Source organism: Micromonospora inositola (genome assembly GCF_900090285.1).
GTDB lineage: Bacteria > Actinomycetota > Actinomycetes > Mycobacteriales > Micromonosporaceae > Micromonospora > Micromonospora inositola.
Map to the genome: position 1 here is coordinate 1,068,567 of NZ_LT607754.1, position 23,444 is coordinate 1,092,010.

A 23,444-nucleotide genomic window follows, 5' to 3' on the forward strand; every position below is an offset into this window, starting at 1 on the left:
AACCGAGCAGGCGGCGCCGCGCCCCCTCAGCCGGCGGAACCGCGCAGGTGCAGCCGGGTGGCGGTGAGCAGGTCGAGCAGCTCCGCCCCCTCCCCCGGGCCGAGCGCCCGGAACGCGGTCGAGGCCAACCGGTCGGTCACCGCCTCGGCCCAGAGCCGCCGCCGGACCAGCGGCCCCACCGGCGGGTACGGCGGCGGCCAGCCGCAGGCGGCGGCGCCCGCCTCGCCCTCCGGCCCGGCCAGGACCGCCTCCAGCGGGGTCATCCCCGCCGCCCGGACGGCGAGCAGGTACGCCCCGGCGAAGTGCTCGCGGAGCAGGAGCAGCCCGACGGCCGTCCGGGCCCCGGGCGACCGGTCCGGCACCGGCATGGCGCGCCAGGCGGCGAAGAGCGGCGTCCCGCTGGCCTCCGCCGCGTCGACGACCCGCTCCAGCAGCCCGACCAGCCGGGCCACCCCCGGCGCGTCGCCGAGATGCTGGGCGCCCCAGCGGCAGCACTCGGCCAGGTTCGCCGCGGCCACCTCCACCGGTCGGATGGTACGGGCCGCGGCGTCCCAGCCGTCGGCGACCGCGTCGGGGGCGATGAAACCGAGGGCGGCGGCGACCGTCTCGGCGCCTACGTCGCCGAGCGCGCCGGCCCGGCCGGTGATGTAGAACGCCCAGCCGGAGATGCCGAGCAGGCGGGCCCGGCGCAGGGTCCCCGGGCAGCGCCGGAACGCCTCCCCGAGCTCCAGCACCAGCGGCTTGCTGGCGGCGGCGACCTGCTCGGGGGTCATGCGCCGGACACCGCAGCGGGAGGCGCGGACACCGTCCGTCCACCGTGGTCGTCCATCTCGGTCAGTCTGCCTCCTGACCGCCGCCGGCGGCATCCCCCTCTTCGGCGTCCAGCGCCTCCACCGCGCCCTCGACCTCGCCGGTGCGCCGGCGGGCGGCGGTGACCGCCCGCTCGGCGGCGCGACGGGCCAGCTTGGCGCGGCTCAGCTCCTGCTCGGCGACGGCCCGCCGGCGCTCCAGCTCGGCGAGTTCGGTCTCGATCCGGTCCAGCTCGGCCGCGCCGTCCTGGGCGGACCGCACCGCGCCGGTCAGCTCCGCCTCGGCGCGTTCCTGGTCGGCCCGGGCCCGGGCCAGTTCGCGGTCCAGCGCCCGGCGGCGTTTCGCCCGCTCGGCCCGGGCGGCCCGTTCCGCCGCCCGTTCGTCCCGCGCCCGCCGGGTCTCGGCCCGCTCGGCCGCCCGGTCCGGTACGGCGGGCTCCTCAGCGCCCCCGGTGACCAGTCGCAGCTGGGGGCGGGGCACCTCGCCGAAGCCGGCGTAGCTGGTGGCCCGGAGCAGTCGGCCGGAGCGGACCTGCTCGGCCACCTCGGGGTCGGAGAGCGCCGCGTTGAGGGTCGCCTCGACCTCGGCCAGCGGCAGCTTCCCGGCCGGCGGGGCGTCCCCGGTCTCGGCGGCGAGTTTGCGTACCTCGGCCACCAGGGCACCGACCACGGCCCGGCGCTGCGCGGACAGCTCGCGAAGCTTGCCGCCGCGCAGGTCGCGCTGGGCGGCGCGGAGCGCGTCGGCGAGCTGCGCCAGGTCGGCCACCAGCTCGGGCCGGCGGATGGCCAGCAGGTTGATCAGCCAGGCCGCCACGGTGGGCCGGCGCAGCCGGGCGATCTCCCGGGCGGCGGCCCGGTCACCGGCCCGGCGCGCCTCTTCGACGGCGGCGTCCCGGGCCGCGACGAACCGGTCCGGCGGCGTCGCGTAGAGCCGCTGGATCAGCTCTCGGGAGGGGCCGGCCACGGGTCAGGCGTCGAACCGGGAGCCCGGTTCGAGCCGCTGGTACTCGGTGTTCGACAGCGTCTTGTACTGGCGGTCGAGCACGGCGAACCCGGTGCTGTTGAGCAGGCCGTCGTGCAGCGCGTACGCGCGGCGCGGGGCGACCGCCCGGATGAAGTCGACCACCTCGGAAAACTTCGACCAGGGCGCGTGGATCGGCGCGAAGAGGGTGTCCACCTGGACCTCCTCGGGAACGACCAGCGAGTCCCCCGGGTGGTAGACCACGTCGTTGATCAGGTAGCCCAGGTTCTCGACCACGGGGATGTCGGGGTGGATGACGGCGTGCTGGCCGCCGTACGCGCGGACCGCCACCCCGGCGGCGGTGAACGACTCCCCCGGCGCGACCACGGTCAGCGCCTCGGCCGCGTCACCGAGGACGCCGGCGAGCGAGGCCGGACCGTTGACGGTGAACGGCCGACGCTCCAGCGCCCGGGCGAGCGTCTCCGGGTTCACGTGGTCCGGGTGCTGGTGGGTGATCAGCACCGCGTCCGCCCCGTCCAACGCCTCGGGCTCGCTGAACACGCCGGGGTCGACGACGAGCACTCCCCCGTCGTGCTCCACCCGGACACAGGAGTGGGCGTACTTGGTGACCTGCATCGTGACTCCTCGATTATCGAATCGTGACGTCCTGAGCGCAGTCTGCCGGAACCGGCGCGGCACCGCGCCGCGTCCGACGTATCGCCCCGATGCGGGGCCGTGAGGATCGGGGCGGGGATGAGCGTACGAGGAAAAGGGCGTCGGGGCGTACCCCTGGCGGCGGTGGGCCTGGTCGCGGTGCTGTTCGCGGGGGGTTGCAGCGCGGGCGACGCGACGAGTGACAACGGTTCGGCGGCGCAGGCGCCGGCCGGGGGCGCGGCCGACCGCGGCGAGGCGGCGCCGGGCCAGGCCGGCGCGGGCGCGCCGGACCTGCGGGTCGACCAGCGGTCGATCATCTACACCGGAACGATGCAGGTGCGGGTGGACGACGTGGAGCGGGCCGCCCGGGAGGCGATCGCCACGGCGAGCGCGGCGGGCGGGTTCGTCGGCGGCGACCAGCGCCGCAGCGAGTCGGCGGACGCGCGGGCCGAGCTGGAGCTGCGGGTGCCGGCGGCGAAGTTCACCGCGGTGGTCGACGAGCTGGCGAAGCTCGGCCGGCAGCAGCGGCGCGAGGTGCACACCCAGGACGTCACCGAGGAGACGGTCGACCTGGACGCCCGGATCACCAGCCAGCGGGCCCGGGTGGAGAGCGCCCGCAAGCTGCTGGACCGGGCGACCTCGACGAGCGAGCTGGTGAACCTGGAGAACGAGCTGGGGCGGCGGGAGGCCGACCTCGCCTCGCTGGAGGCGAAGAAGCGCCGGCTGGCCGACCTGACCGCGCTCTCCACCATCACGGTGACGTTCGTCGGGACGGACGCCTCCACCGAGGAGGAGCAGACCGACATCGGGTTCCTGGTCGGGCTGCGGGGCGGCTGGCAGGTCTTCGTCGCCTCGGTGACCGTGCTGCTCACCGTGCTCGGCGCGCTGCTGCCGTGGCTGGTGGCGGTCGGCGTACCGGTGGCCCTGCTGATCCGGGTGCTGCGCCGCCGCCGGCGGCGGACGCCGCCGGCCGGGCCGACGCCGCCGGCCGGCCAGCCGGGTGGTCCTACCGCGCCGCCGCCAGTGCCCGCAACGCGGTCTGCACCATGAGGCGTACGCCGGCCGGGATGGCCCGCTCGTCCACGTCGAACGAGGCCCGGTGCAGGTCCACGTTGGGACCGGCCCGGCCGACGCCGAGGCGGGCGAGCGCGCCGGGCACGTGCTCCAGGTACCAGGAGAAGTCCTCGCCGCCCATGCTCTGTGGGGTCTCCGCGATCCCCTCGGGGCCGAGCGCGGCGGCGGTCGCGGCGGTCAGCACCCCGATGGCCCGGGCGTCGTTGCTGACGGGCGGGCGGCCGCGCAGGTATTCCAGGTCGACCGTCGCGCCGGTGGGGGCGATGACGTCCCGGACCACCTGAGCGACGATCTTCGGGGCCTGCTCCCAGGTGTCGCGGTCCATCACCCGCAGGGTGCCGGCGGCGCAGGCCTCGGACGGGATGACGTTGTAACGGGTGCCGGCCGAGGCGTGGCCGAACACCAGCAGCAGCCCGCTGTTGGCCGGCACCCGGCGGCTGACCAGGGCGGGCACCTCGGTGACCAGCCGGCCGAGCGCGTCGACCAGGTCGACGGTCAGGTGCGGGCGGGCGGTGTGCCCACCCGGCCCGGTGAGCCGGACGGTGACGTTGTCGGCCGCGGCGGTGATCGGGCCGACCCGCAGGCCGACCCTGCCCACCGGCAGGTTCGGGTCGCAGTGCACGGCGAAGATCTGCACGACGTCGTCGAGGCCGCCGGCCTCGATGACCTCCAGAGAGCCGCAGGGCAGGATCTCCTCGGCCGGCTGGAAGATCAGCCGGACCCGGCCGTCGAGCTGACCCAGGTCGGCGAGCTGGGCCAGCAGCATGCCGACGCCGAGCATCACGGAGGTGTGCACGTCGTGGCCACAGGCGTGGCAGACGCCGGCCACGGTGGACCGGTACGGCACGTCCTTCGGGTCGGTCAGCGGCAGCGCGTCGATGTCGGCGCGGAGCGCGACCACCGGGCCGTCCGGCCGCCCGTCGATGTCGCAGATGACGCCGTTGCCCTTGGGCAGCAGGCGCGGGTTCAGCCCGGCCAGGGAGAGTTCCCGGGCGATCAGGGCCGCCGTCTCGAACTCCTCGCCGGAGAGCTCCGGGTGGGAGTGGATGTGACGCCGGGTGGCGATGAGGCCGGGTACCCGGAGGGCGAGCAGATGGTCGAGCTCGAAGGGCAGGGGCTGGGACCCGGATGGCGCCTCCGGCCAGGACGACGCCAGCTGGCCGCTGGTGGGCAGCGTCAACGCACTCGTCACGTCGAATTCTCGATCACTAGAGATGGATGGATCATCGGGGAGGACAGCAGACAGCCTAGACCTCCGGCGGTGACGCTGGGCAACATCTTTCCCGTAGCGATCGGACCGCACAGCGTCACGAATGCCCTGGTGAGAGGGCTCGAATATCTGCGGGACAGCAGGTAGATCGCGGTCGAACGCCGTCATCTGCCCCCCACCTCCTACAACGCGTAACCGTTTCGGCGGTCACGAAAACCCGGGCCGTCGTTCCGAATTGTCGCATTAGTCGCGACAATTAACTGCCGCTCCGACAATTAGCCGACGACGCTCGGGGGCCGAACGACTCCCGACGGTGACATGATCGGCCGGTACGCGACCGCACAGGCTGTCCGTCCCGATCACCCGACCGGGTTTACCCGCATTCCCGATCCGCACACTCACGCGGGCGGCGGGCCCCACTGCCCCGGGGCCGGGCGGACGGGCCGGGCGACGTCGCCCGGGAGGTCCGCACCGCGCCTCCGCTCCGCGGAGAACACCGACTGTAGCGCCGCTCGACGACCTTCGGCGACGCCCGTTTTCGCAGCTCGGAAGCGCTGACGAGGATCAGAAGCGGTCGCTGGGCCGGTACATGCCCCACACCGCGCGCAGCGTGCCGCAGACCTCGCCCACCGTGGCGCGGGCCCGCAGCGCCTCCTTCATCGGGTAGAGCACGTTCGCGGAGCCCTCGGCGGCCTCGCGCAGCTCGGTCAGGGCCCGCTCGACCGCGCCGTTGTCCCGCTCGGCGCGGAGCTTCGCCAGCCGCTCCGCCTGGGCCGCCTCGATCGCCGGGTCCACCCGCAGCGGCTCGTACGGCTCCTCCTCGTCGATCTGGAACCGGTTGAGCCCGACCACCACCCGCTCGCCGGAGTCGATCTCCTGCGCGATCCGGTACGCCGACTGCTCGATCTCGCGCTTCTGGAAGCCGGCCTCGATCGCGTCCACCGCCGAGCCGTGGTCGGCCACACGCTCCATCAGCTCGGTCGCCGCCGCCTCGATCTCGGCGGTCATCGCCTCCACCACGTACGACCCGGCGAACGGGTCCACGGTGGCGGTCAGGTCCGTCTCGTACGCCAGCACCTGCTGGGTACGCAGGGCCAGCCGGGCCGCCTTCTCGGTGGGCAGCGCGATCGCCTCGTCGAAGCTGTTGGTGTGCAGCGACTGGGTGCCGCCGAGCACCGCGCCGAGCCCCTGGATCGCCACCCGGACCAGGTTGACCTCCGGCTGCTGGGCGGTGAGCTGCACGCCCGCGGTCTGGGTGTGGAACCGCAGCATCATCGACTTCGGGTCCTTCGCCCCGAACTCGTCGCGCATCAGCCGGGCCCAGATCCGTCGGGCCGCGCGGAACTTGGCGACCTCCTCGATCAGGGTGGTCCGGGCGACGAAGAAGAACGACAGCCGAGGCGCGAAGTCGTCCACGGCCAGCCCGGCCGCCAGCGCCGCCCGGACGTACTCGACCCCGTTGGCCAGCGTGAAGGCGATCTCCTGCGCGGGCGTCGCGCCGGCCTCCGCCATGTGGTAGCCGGAGATGGAGATGGTGTTCCACTTCGGCACCTCCTTGCGGCAGTACGCGAAGGTGTCGGCGACCAGCCGCAACGAGGGCTTCGGCGGGAAGATGTACGTCCCCCGGGCGATGTACTCCTTGAGGATGTCGTTCTGGATGGTGCCGTTGAGCGCGCCGCCGGCGACCCCGTTCTCCTCGGCGACGAGCTGGTAGAGCAGGAGCAGCACCGAGCCGGGCGCGTTGATGGTCATCGAGGTGGAGACCTTGTCCAGCGGGATGCCGTCGAAGAGCAGCCGCATGTCCTCGATGGAGTCGATGGCCACGCCGACCTTGCCCACCTCGCCGTGCGCGATCGGGTCGTCGGAGTCGTATCCCATCTGGGTGGGCAGGTCGAAGGCGACGGAGAGGCCCATGGTGCCGGCCCGCAACAACTGGTGGTAGCGCGCGTTGGACTCGGTGGCGGTGCCGAAGCCGGCGTACTGCCGCATGGTCCACGGACGGGAGGTGTACATGGTCGGGTAGACCCCGCGGGTGTACGGGTACTCGCCCGGCGCGCCCAGCCGGTCCGCCAGCTCCCCGGGGAGGTCGGCCGCCGTGTAGACGCCCTTGATCGGGAAACCGGACTCGCTTGACCGCCGTTCGCTCATCACCGGATGGTAGGACGCGCCGGGACGTCGGTGGGTGAGGGATACCGCACACCCAGGTCAACGCAGATCGACGACAGGTGAACACCTGGCCACATACCGTCGAGTTGGTAAACGTCGGCCGCGTCGGGTTTCGCATCGGCCGTCGGAACCAGCAAGATAGGGGGGTTGTGTCCCAGCCCCCCTCGATATCCCCCGGTGGCTTTTCTGTGACTCAGATCCCGACGTGGAGCGGCGGACCAGTCAGTCCCCCCAACGGACGTGCGGCACCCGGCACCACCATCGGTGGTCGCTACTCGCTGCGGTCCCCGGTGGGCAACGGCGGCATGGGCACGGTCTGGCGCGCCACAGACACGCTGCTCCGCCGCGACGTGGCGGTCAAGGAGGTCGTCCTCCCGCCCGGGTTGGCCCCGAGCGACCGCGACGCGATGTACGAACGGACCCTGCGCGAGGCCCGCGCCGCCGCCGCGATCCAGCACCCCGCCGTGGTGCAGGTGTACGACGTGGTCACCGAGGGTGGCCGGCCGTGGATCGTGATGGAGCTGCTGGACGCCCGCAGCCTCGCCGACATGGTCATCGAGGACGGGCCGGTGGCGCCCCGCGCGGTCGCCAAGATCGGCATCGCCCTGCTCGGCGCCCTGGAGGTGGCGCACGCGATCGGCGTGCTGCACCGGGACGTCAAGCCGGCCAACGTGCTGATCTGCTCCGACGGTCGCTGCGTGCTGACCGACTTCGGGGTGGCCCGGATGCCCACCGACGTGCAGCTCACCACCCCCGGCATGGTGCTCGGCTCACCGCACTTCATCTCGCCGGAACGGGCGATGGGCCAGGAGTTCGGACCGCCGAGCGACCTCTTCTCGTTGGGCGTCACGCTCTACACCGCGGTGGAGGGGCGTCCGCCGTTCGACAAGGGCGACCCGATCGAGACCATGCACTCCGTGGTCGAGGACCCGCCGGCCACGCCGCAGCGCAGCGGCCCGCTGACCCGGGTGCTGATGGGGCTGCTGGAGAAGGACCCGGCCCGCCGGCTGGACGTGCACACCGCGCGGGCGATGCTCCGCGAGCTGCTCGCCGGCCCGCTGACCAGCACCGCGACCGCGGTCAACTCGGTCACCGACCCGTACGCCGTGGTGCCGGTGCAGCGGCCGTCCGCGCCGCCGCCCCCGGCCGCGCCGGAGCCGAAGCCGAGCGGCCAGATCGGCGGCCGGGCCATGATCGGGCCGGGCGAGTCGCTGACCGACCGGCTCGCCGCCCTGCGCGGGGGCGAGCGCGCCGAGCCGGCCGGCGGGAGCGGCGCCGCGCTCGACGAGACCAGCGCGGACGCCCTGGCCGGTCCGCTGCACACGCCGACCGGGGCGATGCCCACCCCGGGGCGCGGCGGCACCGCATACGGCACCCCGGACGCGACCCAGCGGATCTCCCCCGACGCCACCCGGCGCCTCGGCCACGCGGCGCCGGAGGCCACCCAGCGGATCGGCACCGGCCACCCGGACGCCACCCAGCCGGTGTACGGCCGCGCCCTCGAGGCCACCCAGCCCGTGTACGGCGGCGGCCAGTGGTCGGTGCCGGGCACCGGGCAGCCGTGGACCTCGCCGGCCGACGCGTCCGGCGGTTCCGGCTCGGATGGCGCGCTGAAGGGCGCCGGCGGCAAGGTGGTCGGCGCCGTGAAGGGCTGGCCGCGCAAGATGCAGCTCGCCGCGGCCGGCGGGCTGGCGGTGCTGCTGCTGATCGGCGCGGTCGTGCTGTTCAGCGGCGACGGCGAGCCGAACCGGCAGATCGTCACGTCACTGCCGAGCGCCACCGCGCCGGCCGGGCCGGGCGTGGAGATGCAGGAGCACTCGGCCAAGGGCGTCACCGTCCAGGTGCCGAAGGGTTGGGAGCGGAAGACCGGCGGGGTCTTCGTCGACTACGTCGACCCACAGGACAGCGGGCGCAAGGTGCGGATCCTCGCCGAGGCGTGGAGCGGCACCTCGGCCAGCTGGGCGCAATTCGCCTCGCGGAACCTCCGGGACAAGAGCAAGTCCTGCGCCGAGCCCTACAACCAGCTCTCGATGTCCCAGCAGCAGGAGCTCGCCGGCGAGCCGGCGGCCGAGTTCGAGTACACCTGCGGCGACGGCGCGACCAAGCGGCACGGCGTGTGGCGCGGAGCGGTGAAGGACGGCAAGGTCTACTCGTTCTACCTGACCGCCAACGATGCCGAGTTCGCCGCGAGCCGGCCGATCTTCGACGCGATGGCGAACTCGTTCCAGTTCAGCGGAGCCAACTGAGTCGAGGGCAACGGACAGTGGTGATCCGCCGCCGTGCTATCAAGAGGCAATGGCGGCGGAAACCACTGACTTTGACGAACTTCGCGAGCAGGCCCGGCGGTGGCTCGACGACGACCCCGACCCGACCAGCCGGGATGAGCTGCGGATGGTCCTCGACGGGCTGCCGGCCAGCGCGCCGGAGCTCGCCGACCGGTTCGCCGGGCCGCTGACCTTCGGCACCGCCGGGCTGCGCGGCCCGCTGCGCGCCGGCCCGAACGGGATGAACCTCGCGGTGGTCACCCAGGCCGCCGCGGGGTTGGTCGGCTGGCTCGCCGCCCAGGGCGGGACCGGTCCGCTGGTGATCGGGTACGACGCCCGGTACGGTTCCCGGGCCTTCGCCGAGCGCACCGCGCAGGTGGCCACCGGGGCGGGGCGTCCCGCGCTGCTGCTGCCCCGGCCGCTGCCCACGCCGGTGCTCGCGTACGCGGTGCGGGCCCTCGGCGCGGTGGCCGGGGTGATGGTCACCGCCAGCCACAACCCGCCGCAGGACAACGGCTACAAGGTCTACCTGGGCGCGCAGCTCGGCGGGGAACTCGGCGCGGGCGCGCAGATCGTGCCGCCGGCCGACGCCGGCATCGAGGCGGCGATCCGGGCGGTCGGTCCGCTGGCGCAGGTGCCGCTCGGCCCGGCCGGCGAGGTGCTCGGCGACGACCTCGTCGCGTCGTACGTGGAGCGGGCCGCCGCGGTGATCGACCCGGACGGCCCCCGGGACCTGAAGGTGGCGTACACGCCGCTGCACGGGGTGGGCGGGGCGGTGCTGACCGCCGCCTTCGCCCGGGCCGGCTTCCCGGTGCCGGGGGTGGTGCCCGACCAGGCCGAGCCGGACCCGGCCTTCCCGACGGTGGGCTTCCCCAACCCGGAGGAGCCGGGCGCGGTGGACCGGCTGGTCGCGCTGGCCGACTCGACGGGTGCCGACCTCGCGATCGCCAACGACCCGGACGCCGACCGCTGTGCGGTGGCCATCCGCGACGATTCCGCCGGCTGGCGGATGCTGCGCGGGGACGAGGTGGGCGCGCTGCTCGCCGACCACCTGATGCGCCGGGGCGTGACCGGCCTGTACGCCACCACCATCGTGTCGTCGTCCCTGCTCCGGGCGATGTGCGTGGCCCGGGGCCTGCCGTACGACGAGACGCTGACCGGGTTCAAGTGGATCGTCCGGGCCGGTGGCGGGGCGGAGCCGCTGGTCTTCGGGTACGAGGAGGCGCTCGGCTACTGCGTGGCGCCGGAGCACGTCCGCGACAAGGACGGGATCACCGCCGCGCTGACCGTCGCCGAGCTGGCCGCCGGCCTGAAGGCGCAGGGCCGCACGCTCACCGACCGGCTCGACGAGCTGGCCGCCGAGTTCGGGGTGCACCACACCGACCAGCTCTCGGTGCGGGTGGAGGACCTGCGGGTGATCGCCGAGATGATGACCCGAATCCGGGCGGCCACCCCGACGAGCCTGCTCGGGCACCCGGTCACCGAGGCGACGGACCTGCTGCCCGAGGCCGACGTGGTGATCCTGCACACCGACGCGGCCCGGGTGGTGATCCGCCCCTCGGGCACCGAGCCGAAGCTGAAGGCGTACCTGGAGGTGGTGGAGCCGGTCGCGGACGCCGACGTGCCCGGGGCCCGGCAGCGTGCGGCCGCCGCGATCTCGGCGCTCCGCAGCGAGATTGCCACCGCCCTCGGCGTCTGACGGCGGTCCCGGGCGCCGTCGCGGCGCCCGGGACCACTCCCACCGCGCCGTGCCGGCGTCCGCGGCGCCCGCCGGAGGGCCGACGCCGCCCGCCCGCCGAGGGTCAGGCGCGCTTGCCCAGGGCGGCGTCGACGGCTTTGCCCAGGGCGGCGACGACCAGGCCGACCGAGGGGCGGACCACGGAGTCGTCCAGGCTCACGTTGCCGGAGAAGCCGGCGCTGCCGGCGATCTCCTCCAGCCGGCGGCGGGCGTCCCGGGCCTCGTCGCCGGTCAACCCCAGCGCCGGCTCCATCCGCAGCACGGCCACCAGGGTGGCGAGTGCGGCGGTCCGCTCGTCCGGCAGCTGCCCGTTGGTCAGCGCCTCGGCCAGCCGGCGGCGGATGTCCACCTCCACCGAGGCGTCCGCCACCGGGTAGCGGTGCACGTGGATGAAGCCCAGCTCGGTCTCGTCGACGTCCCGGACCACGCCCTGGCCGCACAGGTCGCCGAGGATCCGGTCGCGCAGGCCGTGCCGCAGCCGCTGCACCCAGGAGGACGGCGTGTGCGGGGTGTCGGCGGCGATCCGGGCGAGGACCTCGTCGGCGACCGGCACGCCGGTGGGCGCCGGGTCGGTCACCGCCAGGGAACCCTCGGCGTACGCGATCCGGCCGGCCAGGGCCAGCTCGATCAGCACCGCGGCGGCCATCCCGAGGTCGAGGCTGATCCGCGGCATGGTCGCCTTGCCGGTTTCGTCGTCATAGGCGAGGAGCAGCAACTCTTCGGCGAGCGCAACACCAGTCATGGCCCGAGACGGTAGCGGTTGTCCGCATCCCCCCGCACGGCAACTCGCCCGGTCGACCCGTCCGGCCCGCCGGGTCATCGGCGGGCCGACCGGTCCGGTCAGAAGCGGGGCATGCCGCCGAACTGGCGGTCGCCCGCGTCACCGAGGCCGGGGACGATGAACATCCGGTCGTTGAGGCCCTCGTCGATCGAGGCGGTGACCAGGCGCAGCGGCAGGCCCGACTTCTTCAGCCGTTCGATGCCGGCCGGGGCGGCCAGCACGCAGAGCACCGTGATGTCGGTGCAGCCGCGGTCGGCGAGCAGCCGGCAGCCGTGCTCCAGCGAGCCGCCGGTGGCCAGCATCGGGTCGAGCACCAGCACCGGCAGGCCGGTCAGGTCGCGGGGCAGTGACTCCATGTACGCGCGCGGCTCGTACGTCCGCTCGTCACGGGCCAGCCCGACGAAGCCCATCGAGGACTCCGGCAGCAGGCCGAGCGCGGCGTCGGCCATGCCGAGGCCGGCCCGCAGCACCGGCACCAGCAGCGGCGGGTTGGCCAGCCGGGTGCCCTCGGCGTTGGTGACCGGGGTCTGGATCGGGTACTTCTCGACCGGGAAGGAGCGCGCGGCCTCGTACACCAGCATGGTGGTGAGTTCGTGCAGCGCGGCCCGGAATGTCGACGAGTCGGTCCGGGCGTCCCGCATGGCGGTCAGCCGCGACTGGGCGAGCGGGTGGTCAATGACGTGTACGTCCACGATCGCTCAACCTACCGGTCCGCGCGCGTCGGCACTGCGGGTGCCGGCTGACCAGCGACGCCGCTCACGCGGCGCCGCCGACGGTGTCCAGGTGACCAAGATCACTCGACGCGCGGATGCGTAGTATTCGAGGCATGACGGCGACAGCGACGTCGGCCCGGTCGGACCTCTCCGAGCTGGGACGATCCGAGACCGCTCTGCGGACCTTCCTGCACGGCCTGCCCGGCGTGGACCAGGTGGGCGCGGAGCAGCGGGCGGCACAGCTCGGCACCCGCTCCATCAAGACCACCGCCAAGGCCCAGGCCATCGACCTGGCGATCCGAATGGTCGACCTGACCACCCTCGAAGGAGCGGACACCCCCGGCAAGGTGCGGGCGCTCGCCGCCAAGGCGGTTCGCCCCGACCCGGCGGACCCGTCCTGCCCGCACGTCGGCGCGGTCTGCGTCTACCCCTCGATGGTCCCGTACGTGGCCGAGGTGCTGCGCGGCAGCGGCGTGCACCTGGCCAGCGTGGCGACCGCCTTCCCGTCCGGCCAGGCGCCGCTGGAGATCAAGCTGGCGGACGTCCGGGCAGCCGTCGAGGCCGGCGCCGACGAGATCGACATGGTGATCAACCGGGGCACGTTCCTGGCCGGACGCTACAAGGAGGTCTACGACGAGATCGTGGCCACCAAGGAGGCCTGCGGGGCCGCCCATCTCAAGGTGATCCTGGAGACCAGCGAGCTGGCCACCTACGACAACGTGCGCCGGGCCTCCTGGCTGGCCATGCTGGCCGGCGGCGACTTCATCAAGACCTCCACCGGCAAGGTCCCGATCGCCGCGACGATGCCGGTGACCCTGGTGATGCTGGAGGCGGTCCGCGACTTCCGCGCCGCCACCGGACGGCAGGTCGGCGTGAAGCCGGCCGGCGGCATCCGGACCACCAAGGACGCGATCAAGTACCTGGTCATGGTCAACGAGACCGTCGGCGCGGACTGGCTGGACCCGGACTGGTTCCGGTTCGGCGCGTCCAGCCTGCTGAACGACCTGCTCATGCAGCGCACCAAACTGACGACCGGCGTCTACTCCGGTCCCGACTACTTCACCCTGGACTGAGAGCCGATGTTCGAATACGCGCCCGCCCCCGAGTCCCGCTCGGTGGTGGATCTGAAAGCCTCCTACGGGCTGTTCATCAACGGGGAATTCGTCGACCCCACCGACGGCGGCAGCTTCAAGTCGATCAACCCGGCCTCCGAGGAGGTCCTCGCGGAGGTCGCCGAGGCCGGCAGCCAGGACGTGGACCGCGCGGTCCGTGCCGCCCGGGAGGCGTACGACAAGGTCTGGGGTCCGATGCCGGGCCGCGACCGGGCCAAGTACCTGTTCCGGATCGCTCGGATCATCCAGGAGCGCTCCCGCGAGCTGGCCGTGCTGGAGTCGCTGGACAACGGCAAGCCGATCAAGGAGTCCCGCGACGTCGACGTGCCGCTGGTCGCCGCGCACTTCTTCTACTACGCCGGCTGGGCCGACAAGCTGGAGCACGCGGGCTTCGGGCCGAACGCGCGGCCGCTCGGCGTCGCGGCGCAGGTCATCCCGTGGAACTTTCCGCTGCTGATGCTGGCCTGGAAGATCGCCCCGGCCCTCGCCGCCGGCAACACGGTGGTGCTGAAGCCGGCCGAGACCACCCCGCTGACCGCGCTGCTGTTCGCCGAGATCTGCCAGCAGGCCGACCTGCCGGCCGGCGTGGTCAACATCGTCACCGGCGCCGGCGACACCGGCCGTGCCCTGGTCGAGCACCCGGGCGTGGACAAGGTCGCCTTCACCGGCTCCACCGAGGTCGGCCGCGCGATCGCCCGGTCGGTCGCCGGCACCCGCAAGAAGCTCACCCTGGAGCTCGGCGGCAAGGCCGCCAACGTCGTCTTCGACGACGCCCCGATCGACCAGGCCGTCGAGGGGATCGTCAACGGCATCTTCTTCAACCAGGGGCACGTCTGCTGCGCCGGCTCCCGGCTGCTGGTCCAGGAGTCGGTCGCCGACCGGGTGCTGGAGTCGCTGAAGCGGCGGATGGCCCAGCTGCGGGTCGGCGACCCGCTGGACAAGAACACCGACATCGGCGCGATCAACTCGGCCGCCCAGCTGGCGCGGATCCGCGAGCTCTCCGACGCCGGCTCCGCCGAGGGCGCCGAGCGCTGGTCGCCGCCGTGCGAGCTGCCCGACCGGGGCTTCTGGTTCGCGCCGACGATCTTCACCGGGGTCACCCAGGCGCACCGGATCGCCCGGGAGGAGATCTTCGGCCCGGTGCTGTCGGTGCTCACCTTCCGCACCCCGGCCGAGGCCGTGGAGAAGGCGAACAACACGCCGTACGGGCTGTCGGCCGGGATCTGGACCGACAAGGGCTCCCGGATCCTCTGGATGGCCGACCGGCTCCGCGCCGGCGTGGTCTGGGCCAACACGTTCAACAAGTTCGACCCCACCTCGCCGTTCGGCGGGTACAAGGAGTCGGGCTACGGTCGCGAGGGCGGCCGGCACGGGCTGGAGGGCTACCTCAATGTCTGAGCGGGTCGCGGTACGCAAGACGTACAAGCTCTTCATCGGCGGGAAGTTCCCACGCAGCGAGTCGGGACGGTCGTACATCGTGCAGGACTCCAACGTCGCCCTCTCCTCCCGCAAGGACGCCCGGGACGCGGTCGTCGCCGCCCGCGCCGCCGTGAAGGGCTGGGCCGGGGCGACCGCGTACAACCGGGGTCAGATCCTCTACCGGGTCGCCGAGATGCTGGAGGGCCGGCGCGAGCAGTTCGTCGCGCTCGGCTCGTCGGCGGACGAGGTCGACGCGGCCATCGACCGCTGGGTCTGGTACGCCGGCTGGTCGGACAAGCTGGCCCAGGTGTACGGCGGCGCGAACCCGGTCGCCGGGCCGTACTTCAACCTGTCGGCGCCCGAGCCGACCGGCGTGGTGGCCGTGGTCGCCCCCGAGGCGCCGGCCCTGCTCGGCCTGGTCAGCGTGATCGCCCCGGCGATCGTGACCGGCAACACGGTGGTGGTGGCGGCCTCGCCGGCGCAGCCGCTCGCGGCGGTGACCCTCGCCGAGGTGCTGGCCACCTCCGACCTGCCTGGCGGCGTGGTCAACATCCTCACCGGTCGCCTGTCGGAGACCGTGCCGACGCTGGCCGCGCACATGGACGTCAACGCGATCGACCTGACCGGGGTGGCCGACGCTGAGCTGGCGGCCGAGCTGGAGGTCAAGGCGGCGGAGAACCTGAAGCGGGTGCTCCGGCCGGCGCCGGTCGACCACGACTGGTTCGCGGACCCGGGCCTGGCCCGGATGACCACGCTGCTGGAGACGAAGACGGTCTGGCATCCCAAGGGGGTGTGAGGTCTCGTCCCCGGTCCGCGGCGAGGGTTCAGCTCAGGGGTGCTGCCCTGGGAGGGCTCTACTACGCGGGGTAGGATTGCGGCGTGACTCGGTTGGGCGATCTTGAGCGTGCGGTGATGGACGTGTTGTGGGACTTGGTGCCCGCCACGTCCGGTGGGGTGACCGTGCGGGAGGTCGCGGACGCGCTGGACGGGCGTGAGCTGGCCTACACGACGGTGATGACCGTGCTGGACCGGCTCGCCGGCAAGGGCATGGTGCAGCGCGAGCGGGAGGGGCGGGCCTGGCGCTACCGGGCCGCCGCCAGCCGCGAGGCGCACATCGCCCAGCTCATGCTCGACGCGCTCGACCTCGGTGGCAGCCGGGATGCCGCGCTGGTGCGCTTCGCCCGCTCGGTCACCGGCACCGAGGCCGAGGTGCTCCGGGCCGCCCTGGGCGCCGAGGCGGGGCTGGCCCGGCCCGCCGACCGCCAGGCCGGGCTGACCGACCGGGTCGACGACCCCTGGGCCGACCGGCCGCGGCGCGTCGACGAGGCGACGGACCGGTAGGGCGGCCGCCGTGCCGTACGCCCTGCACTTCGCCGCGTCGATGCTGGCCTGCTATCTCACCGCGCAGGTCCTCTCCCAGTCGACCTGGACGTGGGCAGCCCCCCGGGTCGCCATCGTGTGCTGGCAGGCGGTCGGACTGGCGCTCGGCCTCTCCGCGATGGGCGTGCCGATGGCGCTCGGCCTGGCCCCGTACGACCGGCCGACCGGCAGCGCCCTGCTGGCGCTCGCCACCGACCTGATCCACGGCACCCTCCCGGCCGGACTGGGCGCCGTGCACCTCGGACTGGTCGGGGTCGGCTTCGGCATCGGTGCGGTGCTGGTCACCACGACCGCCCGCAGCATCCACGCGACCGTTCGCGCCCAGCGCCGGCACCGCGACCTGCTCACCCTGGTCGCCCGCCGCGACCCCACGGCGCCCGGAGCGCTGGTGCTCGACCACCCGAGCGCGGCGGCGTACTGCCTGCCCGGGGTGAAGCCGCGGGTGGTGGTCAGCGCCGGGACGCTGAGCCTGCTCGACCGGGCCGAGCTGGCGGCGGTGCTCACCCACGAGCGGGCGCACGCGCAGGAGAGGCACGACCTGGTGCTGCTGCCGTTCACCGCGCTCTGCCGGGCGCTGCCCTGGTTCCGCTGGGTCCGCGACGCGCACGAGCGGGTGGCCCTGCTGGTCGAGATGCGGGCCGACGACAAGGCCCGCGAACTGCACGCCGAGGCCCCGCTGGCCGGCGCGCTGCGTCGTTTCGCCGCCTGCGGCGACCGGATCACCCCGGCCGGCGCCCTCGGCGTGGGGGACCGCGACCTGGACGTCCGGGTGCAACGGCTGCTGGTCGCCGACCGCACGCCCCGGCTGCTCGGCGCGACCGCGCTGGCCGTGGCGACCACCCTGGTCGCCCTGCCGATCTCCCTCTTTCTGAGCTGACCGGGGTCCGATCCACTTCCTGGCGACCCCGCGCGCCGGACCACTACGGTCCGTCGTAAGGTTTACTACTACATGGCGTAGTAGATATGCGTAGGGATTCTACGTGTAGGCTCGCTACGACACGCGAGTCAACCCGGGGGAGATCGACCATGGACACCCTGCTCCTCGCCCGTCTGCAGTTCGCCACCACCACCTCGATCCACTTTCTCTTCGTGGTGGTCACGCTGGGCCTGGTCACCCTGCTGGTCGGGCTGCAGACCGCCGGCTACCTCACCGGCAAGCCGATCTACGAACGGCTGACCCGCTTCTGGGGCCAGCTCTACGTGATCAACTACGTGCTCGGCATCGCCACCGGCATCGTGATGGAGTTCCAGTTCGGGCTGAACTGGAGCGGGCTGTCCCGCTACGTCGGCAACGTCTTCGGCGCGCCGCTGGCCATCGAGACGCTGGTGGCGTTCTTCCTGGAGTCCACGCTCCTCGGCATGTGGATCTTCGGCTGGCACCGGCTGGGCCGGGGCGTACACCTCGCGCTGCTGTGGGGGGTGGCCCTGACCGCGTACGCGTCGGCCTTCTGGATCATGGTGGCGAACTCCTGGCTCCAGCACCCGGTCGGCTACGAGCTACGCGACGGAGTCGCCCACCTGACCGACTTCGGCGCGCTGCTCACCAACCCCACCCTCGGCTTCGCCTTCGCCCACGTCGTCTCGGCGAGCCTGGTCACCGGCGGCATGCTGATGGCGGCAGTGAGCGCCTGGCACCTGGTCCGGCGTACCCCCGACTTCGCGCTCTTCCGCAAGTCGCTCCGGCTCGGGCTGCTCACCGCCGCGCCCGCGGTGGTCCTTCTGATCGGCTTCGGATTCGCCCAGTTCGGCCCGGTCGGCCGCGTGCAGCCGACCAAGTTCGGCGGCGGTCCCGAGCGGGACGCCCTGATCGCCGGCTGGACCGCGAAGTTCGGCCCCGGCGACTACACACCGCCGCCGCTCTCCAGCGTCGGCCTCGGCTTCATGATCCTGATCGGGTTCACGCTCTTCTTCGGCACCCTGCTGCTGCCGCTGCTCTGGCGGGACTGGATCATCCGGCTGCGGTTCCCGCTCTGGCTGATCCTGCTGGCCCTGCCGCTACCCTTCGCCGCGGTGCTCCTCGGTTGGATCGCCCGGGAAGTGGGCCGCCAGCCCTGGGTCGCGTACGGGCTGCTGCCGACCGGGCAGGCGGTCTCCCCGGTCGGCGCCGCAGCGATGCTCACCTCGCTGATCGGCTTCAGCCTGCTGCTCGGCGCCCTCGCCGTCACGAACTGGGTGCTGCTCGCCCGGCAGGCCGCCCGCGGCGCGGCCGACCCGGCCCTCGGCCGCCCGCCCGCGCCCGACCCCGACATCCGCCCCGAACCCGCGTTCGCCTGAGGGAGCCCGCCGTGGAACTCGCCTGGTACGCCCTGCTCGGCCTCTTCTTCGCCACCTACCTCGTTCTCGGCGGCTACGACTACGGCGTCGGGCTGCTGCTGGCCCGGCGCGCCACCCCGGCCGCCCGGCGGGCGACGCTCGCCGCCGTCGGGCCGTTCTTCCTCGGCAACGAGGTCTGGCTGGTCGCCACCGTCGGCATCCTCTTCGGCGCCTTCCCCACCCTGGAGGGCGAGCTGCTCTCCGGGCTCTACCCGGCCGTGCTCGGCGCGCTGGCCGGGGTGGTCCTGGTGACCGCCGGGGTGCAGCTGCGCAGCAGACCGGACGGCGAGCGGGCCCGGGCCGGCTGGGACCGGGTGGTCGTCGCCGGCAGCGCCCTCGCCGCGCTGGGCTGGGGCGCATTGCTCGCCGGGCTGCTGCAGGGCGTACCGCTGCGGGCCGACGGGCACGTCGCCGGGATGACCCACCTCCTCACCCCGTTCGCGGCCGCCGCCGCGCTGGCCATGCTGTCGCTGGTCGCTGTGCAGGGTGCGACGTTCCTCACGCTCCGGCTACCGGCCACCGAGGTCACGCCGGTCGCCCGGCTGGCCCGCCGGCTGATCCCGGTGGCGCTCGCCGCGGTCGGCGCGGCCACCGTCCTCGGCCTGCTCTCCGACCGGGTACGCGCCGCGGCAGCGCAGCCGGCGGCGGCCGTACTGCTGCCGTTGGTGCTGGTGGCGGCGCTGCTGGCAGCGCGGACGGCGCTCCGCTGGCGGCGACCCGGGCTGGCCTTCGCCGCCACCAGCGCGGCGCTGGCGCTGCCGGTGGTGCTGATCGGGGCGGCGCTCTGGCCCTGGGCGCTGGTCTCCACGGTCGAGCCGGGGGCCGGGCTGACCGTGGCCGACGCCGCGGCGAGCGGGCCCACCCTGCGGCTGCTGGGTTGGCTCGCGCTGCCGCTCCTGCCGGCCCTACTAGGCTTTCAGGCGATGTGCTGGTGGGTGTTCCGGGGAAGGACCGACGGCAGGGCACCGGTGTACTGGTGAACCGCCGCCCGTTCGACCCGCGTCTGCTGCGCCGGGTCCCCGCGGCCCGGCGCGACCTCGCCGTGCTCGCGGTCCTCGGCGGGCTCACCGCGCTGCTGGTGGTCGCGCAGGCCACCGCGCTGGCCACGCTGCTGGCGACCGCGGTCGACGGGCGGCTGCACCGGCCGGCGTTGGCCGGCTTCGTGGCGGCGGTCGCCGCCCGGGCGCTGGTCAGCTGGGCCCAGGGCACGGTGGCGGCCCGGGCCGCGGCGACGGTGAAGGCGGCGCTCCGCGCGGACCTGCTCCGCGCCGTCGGCCGGCACGGCCCAGGCTGGGTCGCCGGCCAGCAGGCCGGGCAGCTGGCCACCCTCGTCGGGCGCGGCCTCGACGCGCTGGACGCCTACTTCACCGGCTACCTCCCCCAGCTCGTGCTCAGCGTCACCGTGCCGCTCGCCGTGCTGGCCCGGATCGTCCTCGCCGACTGGAGCTCGGCGCTGATCATCGCGCTGACCATCCCGCTCATCCCGGTCTTCGGGGCGCTGCTCGGCTGGCAGGCGCAGGCCGCCACCGAACGGCAGTGGCGCCGGCTCTCCCGCCTCGGCGGGCACTTCCTCGACATGGTCGCCGGGCTGCCGACGCTGCGCGCGTTCGGCCGGGCCCGGGCGCAGGTCGACGTGGTCCGCCGGATGGCCGACGGGCACCGGCAGGCCACCATGCGGACGCTACGGATCGCCTTCCTCTCCGCGCTCGTGCTGGAACTGGTCGCCACCCTCTCGGTGGCGCTGGTCGCCGTGCCGGTGGGCATCCGGCTGCTCGGCGGCGGGATCACCCTCTCCACCGCGCTGCTGGTGCTGCTGCTCACCCCGGAGGCGTATCTGCCGCTGCGGGCAGCGGGCAGCCGGTTCCACGCCAGCATGGAGGGGCTCACCGCGCTGGACGAGGCGCTGACCCTCTCCGCCGCTCCGGACGCCGCCGCGCCGACCGCCGTGCGGGCCCCGGCGCCCGCCGGTGCCGGCGAGATCCGCTTCGAGGGCGTGACCGTCGAGTACGAGCGGACCACCGCGCTGCGGGACGTCACCCTGACCATCCGCCCCGGCGAGCGGATCGCGGTCATCGGCCCGAGCGGCGCCGGCAAGAGCACCCTGCTCGCCCTACTGCTCGGCTTCGTCACGCCGACTGCCGGCCGGGTCACCGTGGCCGGGGTCGACCTGGCCGACGTCGACCTCGACGCCTGGCGCCGCCAGCTGGCCTGGGTGCCGCAGCGGGCGCACCTCTTCGCCGCCTCGCTGGCCGACAACATCCGCCTCGGCGCGCCGGACACCACCGACGCCGCGCTCGGCGGGGCGGTCACCGACGCCGCGCTGGACGAGGTGGTCGCCGCCCTGCCCGACGGGCTGGCGACCGAGCTCGGCGAGCGCGGGCACGGCCTCTCCAGCGGCCAGCGGCAGCGGGTGGCGCTGGCCCGGGCGTTCCTCCGGGACGCCTCGGTGGTGCTCCTCGACGAGCCCACCGCCCGGCTCGACTCCGCCAGCGAGGCGGTCGTGCTGGCCGCCACCCGCCGGCTGGTCGCCGGGCGTACGGCGCTGCTCGTCGCGCACCGGCCGGCGCTGCTGGAGGACGCCGACCGGATCATCCGCGTCGAGGACGGTCGGGTCACCGAGCTGACCCCGGCACCGGCCGGGAAGGCGACCCGATGAGCCCCGGACCGGCCGTCCCCGACCGCCCCGACCAGCCGGGACGGGCCGTGCCGGGTGGTGTCTCGGCCGACGGGACCACGCCGGCCGCGCGCGACCCGGGACCGCCCACCCCGGCCGAGACCCTCCCGCCGGAGCTGGCGCCCGGTGCCGTACCCACCGCGCCGGCCCCCGACGAGGCCGTACCCACCGGGCCGGCCCCGGACGATGCCGTACCCACCGGGCCGGCCGCCGTCGAGGCCGGCGCGGCCGGGGCGGTGGGCGCCGATGCGACGACCGCCGGAGTCCCACCCGCCCGTCCGGCCGGCGCGCGGGCGGTGCCGGCCGGGGCCGGAGGCGTCCGGGCTGAGCGGACGGTGCTGCGGCTGGCGCGGCCGTACCTGGGCCGGCTCGTCGGGGCCGGGCTGCTCGCCGCCGCCACCGAGTTCGCCGGGCTGGCGCTGATGGCCACCGCCACCTGGCTGCTGATGAGCGCCGCCGGCCGGCCCCCGCTGGACCGGCTGACCGTGGCCATCGTGGCGGTCCGGGCGCTCGCCATCAGCCGGGGCGTGTTCCGCTACGTCGAACGGCTCGCCGGGCACGACGCCGTGCTCCGCATGATCACCGACGTCCGGGCCCGGGTGTTCGGCACCCTCGCCGCCCGCCGGGACACCGCCCCGGAGCGCTCCGGTGACGCGCTGAGCCGACTCGTGTCCGACGTGGAGGCCGTGCAGGACCTGCTGCTGCGGGTGCTGGTGCCGGGAGCGGCCGCCGGGCTGGTGAGCGTGCTCGCGGTCGGCGGGGCCGCGCTGATCTCGCTCCCCGCAGCCGGGGCGCTGGCCGCCGGGCTGCTGGTCGCCGGGGTGGCGCTGCCCGCGCTGGCCACCGTGCTCACCCGGCGGGCCGCCGACGAGGTGGCCCCGCTGCGCGGCGCGCTCGCCGTGGACGCGGTCGACCTGACCCACGGCGCCGCCGACCTGGCCGCCTTCGGCGCCACCGGCGCGGCGCTCGCGGCGGCCGACCGGCGCGCCCGACGTCTCGCCCGGCTGGAGCGCCGGCTCGCCGCGGCCGGCTTCGCGGTCGACGGGGCCGGGGTCCTGGTCGGCGGGCTCACCGCCGCCGCCGTGGTGGTCGTCGCGCTCCGCGCCGACGTCGGCGGGGTGCTGGTCGGGGTGCTGGCCGTCGGCGCGCTCGCCGCCGTGGAGGTCGCGCTGGCGCTGGTCGGCGCGGCGCGGCAGCGCACCCAGCTCCGCGCCGGCCTGGAGCGGGTCGCCGCGCTGCTCACCGGGCCCGTCCCGGCGGCCGGCCCGGCCCCGGCGCCGGGAAGGGGCACCGGGACCGCCGCGAGCCCGTCGATCGGCACGGCCGGGACGACGGGCCGGACCCGGGCGGGCACGACGGCCGGCGCTGGTTCGGCGGGCCACGACGTGCGATTCGACGAGGTGACCGTCCGGTACCGGGCGGGGGCGGCACCCGCCCTGGACCGGATCAGCCTCGACCTGCCCGCCGGCCGTCGGGTCGCCGTGGTCGGGCCGAGCGGCGCCGGCAAGAGCACCCTCGCGGCGGTGCTCACCGGCGCGGTACGCCCCGACGCCGGCCGGGTCACGCTGGACGGGGTGGACGTGTCCGCGTACCCGGCCGAGGAGCTGCCCCGGGCGGTCGGGGGGCTGCTCGCCGAGGCGTACGTCTTCCACGCCTCCGTCCGCGAGAACCTCCTGCTCGGACGCCCCCGGGCGGGCGAGGCGGAGCTGACCGCCGCGACCCGGGCGGCCGGCCTGCTCGACTGGGTACGCGCCCAGCCGGCGGGCTGGGACACCGTGGTCGGCGAGGAGGGCGGGCAGCTCTCCGGCGGGCAGCGACAGCGGCTCGCGCTGGCCCGGGCGCTGCTGGCCGCGCCGGCCGTACTGGTGCTGGACGAGCCCACCGAGGGCCTCGACCCGGCTGCGGCCGACGCGGTGCTCGCCTCGGCGTTGGCCGCCGCCCCGGCCGGGCACTCCGTGCTGCTGATCAGCCACCGGCTCAGCGGCCTGGCGGGCCTGGACGAGATCGTGGTGCTCGACGCCGGTCGGGTGGTGCGGCGTGGCCGGCACGCCGAGCTGGTGGCCCGGCCCGGCTGGTACCGGGAGCAGTGGCTGCTCCAGGAGGCGGCCGAGCGCGGCTACCTGGCCCTGGCCCCCTGAGCGGTCTCCGGGAAATCCCCGGACGCGCCGGGCCGCGC

At 74.6% G+C, this 23,444-nt stretch carries 19 protein-coding genes; 12 read left to right on the forward strand and 7 right to left on the reverse strand.

Going from position 1 to position 23,444, the window contains the following annotated elements; translation table 11 throughout:
- Positions 1–26: 26 nt before the first annotated feature.
- From GA0070613_RS05010 to GA0070613_RS05020, 3 genes are all read right to left on the reverse strand, one after another.
- The gene (locus GA0070613_RS05010; protein WP_089011219.1) at positions 27–773 is read right to left on the reverse strand and encodes an SCO6745 family protein; all 747 of its coding nucleotides are present in this window, start codon (positions 771–773) and stop codon (positions 27–29) included.
- A 61-nt stretch (positions 774–834) separates the two neighbouring features.
- Positions 835–1,773 carry a hypothetical protein gene (locus GA0070613_RS05015; RefSeq protein WP_089011220.1) on the reverse strand — a complete coding sequence of 313 codons (939 nt, stop codon included), beginning with the start codon at positions 1,771–1,773 and terminating at the stop codon, positions 835–837.
- Between the two features lie 3 nt (positions 1,774–1,776).
- The gene (locus GA0070613_RS05020) at positions 1,777–2,406 is read right to left on the reverse strand and encodes an MBL fold metallo-hydrolase (protein WP_089011221.1); all 630 of its coding nucleotides are present in this window, start codon (positions 2,404–2,406) and stop codon (positions 1,777–1,779) included.
- Between the two features lie 117 nt (positions 2,407–2,523).
- Here GA0070613_RS05020 and GA0070613_RS05025 point away from each other — a divergent pair, with 117 nt between their 5' ends.
- Positions 2,524–3,474 (forward strand): DUF4349 domain-containing protein, encoded by a 951-nt coding sequence (locus GA0070613_RS05025; protein WP_089011222.1) that lies wholly within the window; start codon positions 2,524–2,526, stop codon positions 3,472–3,474.
- Here GA0070613_RS05025 and GA0070613_RS05030 read toward each other — a convergent pair.
- Positions 3,431–4,690 (reverse strand): amidohydrolase, encoded by a 1,260-nt coding sequence (locus GA0070613_RS05030; RefSeq protein WP_089011223.1) that lies wholly within the window; start codon positions 4,688–4,690, stop codon positions 3,431–3,433. The two genes, GA0070613_RS05025 and GA0070613_RS05030, sit on opposite strands and share 44 nt — an antisense overlap.
- Before the next feature lie 582 nt (positions 4,691–5,272).
- On the reverse strand, positions 5,273–6,856 hold the full coding sequence (locus tag GA0070613_RS05035; RefSeq protein WP_089011224.1) for an acyl-CoA mutase large subunit family protein: 1,584 nt from the start codon (positions 6,854–6,856) through the stop codon (positions 5,273–5,275).
- 206 nt (positions 6,857–7,062) lie between these two features.
- On the opposite strand from GA0070613_RS05035, the gene GA0070613_RS05040 reads away from it, so the two are divergent.
- Positions 7,063–9,120: a serine/threonine-protein kinase gene (locus GA0070613_RS05040; RefSeq protein ID WP_089011225.1), complete on the forward strand. Its 2,058-nt coding sequence runs from the start codon at positions 7,063–7,065 to the stop codon at positions 9,118–9,120.
- A 49-nt stretch (positions 9,121–9,169) separates the two neighbouring features.
- On the forward strand, positions 9,170–10,837 hold the full coding sequence (locus GA0070613_RS05045) for a phospho-sugar mutase (RefSeq protein ID WP_089011226.1): 1,668 nt from the start codon (positions 9,170–9,172) through the stop codon (positions 10,835–10,837).
- Between the two features lie 103 nt (positions 10,838–10,940).
- Here the strand turns inward: GA0070613_RS05045 and GA0070613_RS05050 are convergent, their stop codons facing one another.
- Together GA0070613_RS05050 and upp are read right to left on the reverse strand one after the other, a co-directional pair.
- Entirely contained in the window at positions 10,941–11,618 is a 678-nt protein-coding gene (locus tag GA0070613_RS05050; RefSeq protein WP_089011227.1) for a GOLPH3/VPS74 family protein, read from the reverse strand.
- 98 nt (positions 11,619–11,716) lie between these two features.
- Positions 11,717–12,349 carry a uracil phosphoribosyltransferase gene (gene upp, locus GA0070613_RS05055; protein ID WP_089011228.1) on the reverse strand — a complete coding sequence of 211 codons (633 nt, stop codon included), beginning with the start codon at positions 12,347–12,349 and terminating at the stop codon, positions 11,717–11,719.
- 134 nt (positions 12,350–12,483) lie between these two features.
- On the opposite strand from upp, the gene deoC reads away from it, so the two are divergent.
- The 9 genes from deoC to cydC all read left to right on the forward strand — a co-directional run bounded on the left by deoC (position 12,484) and on the right by cydC (position 23,406).
- Positions 12,484–13,443: a deoxyribose-phosphate aldolase gene (gene deoC / locus GA0070613_RS05060; RefSeq protein WP_089011229.1), complete on the forward strand. Its 960-nt coding sequence runs from the start codon at positions 12,484–12,486 to the stop codon at positions 13,441–13,443.
- A 6-nt stretch (positions 13,444–13,449) separates the two neighbouring features.
- Positions 13,450–14,880 (forward strand): aldehyde dehydrogenase family protein, encoded by a 1,431-nt coding sequence (locus tag GA0070613_RS05065; protein ID WP_089011230.1) that lies wholly within the window; start codon positions 13,450–13,452, stop codon positions 14,878–14,880.
- On the forward strand, positions 14,873–15,697 hold the full coding sequence (locus tag GA0070613_RS05070; RefSeq protein ID WP_089011231.1) for an aldehyde dehydrogenase family protein: 825 nt from the start codon (positions 14,873–14,875) through the stop codon (positions 15,695–15,697). Before GA0070613_RS05065 ends, GA0070613_RS05070 begins: the two co-directional genes overlap by 8 nt.
- 83 nt (positions 15,698–15,780) lie before the next feature.
- The gene (locus GA0070613_RS05075) at positions 15,781–16,242 is read left to right on the forward strand and encodes a BlaI/MecI/CopY family transcriptional regulator (protein WP_089011232.1); all 462 of its coding nucleotides are present in this window, start codon (positions 15,781–15,783) and stop codon (positions 16,240–16,242) included.
- Between the two features lie 10 nt (positions 16,243–16,252).
- Positions 16,253–17,158: a M56 family metallopeptidase gene (locus tag GA0070613_RS05080; protein ID WP_089011233.1), complete on the forward strand. Its 906-nt coding sequence runs from the start codon at positions 16,253–16,255 to the stop codon at positions 17,156–17,158.
- A gap of 149 nt (positions 17,159–17,307) precedes the next feature.
- Positions 17,308–18,555, forward strand: a complete 1,248-nt coding sequence (locus GA0070613_RS05085; RefSeq protein ID WP_089011234.1) for a cytochrome ubiquinol oxidase subunit I — start codon at positions 17,308–17,310, stop codon at positions 18,553–18,555.
- An 11-nt stretch (positions 18,556–18,566) separates the two neighbouring features.
- The gene (locus GA0070613_RS05090; protein ID WP_089011235.1) at positions 18,567–19,574 is read left to right on the forward strand and encodes a cytochrome d ubiquinol oxidase subunit II; all 1,008 of its coding nucleotides are present in this window, start codon (positions 18,567–18,569) and stop codon (positions 19,572–19,574) included.
- Positions 19,571–21,250, forward strand: coding sequence for a thiol reductant ABC exporter subunit CydD (cydD, locus tag GA0070613_RS05095; RefSeq protein WP_089011236.1), 1,680 nt, complete (start codon positions 19,571–19,573; stop codon positions 21,248–21,250). Before GA0070613_RS05090 ends, cydD begins: the two co-directional genes overlap by 4 nt.
- On the forward strand, positions 21,247–23,406 hold the full coding sequence (cydC, locus tag GA0070613_RS05100; RefSeq protein ID WP_331716723.1) for a thiol reductant ABC exporter subunit CydC: 2,160 nt from the start codon (positions 21,247–21,249) through the stop codon (positions 23,404–23,406). Before cydD ends, cydC begins: the two co-directional genes overlap by 4 nt.
- The last annotated feature ends 38 nt before the right edge of the window (positions 23,407–23,444 follow it).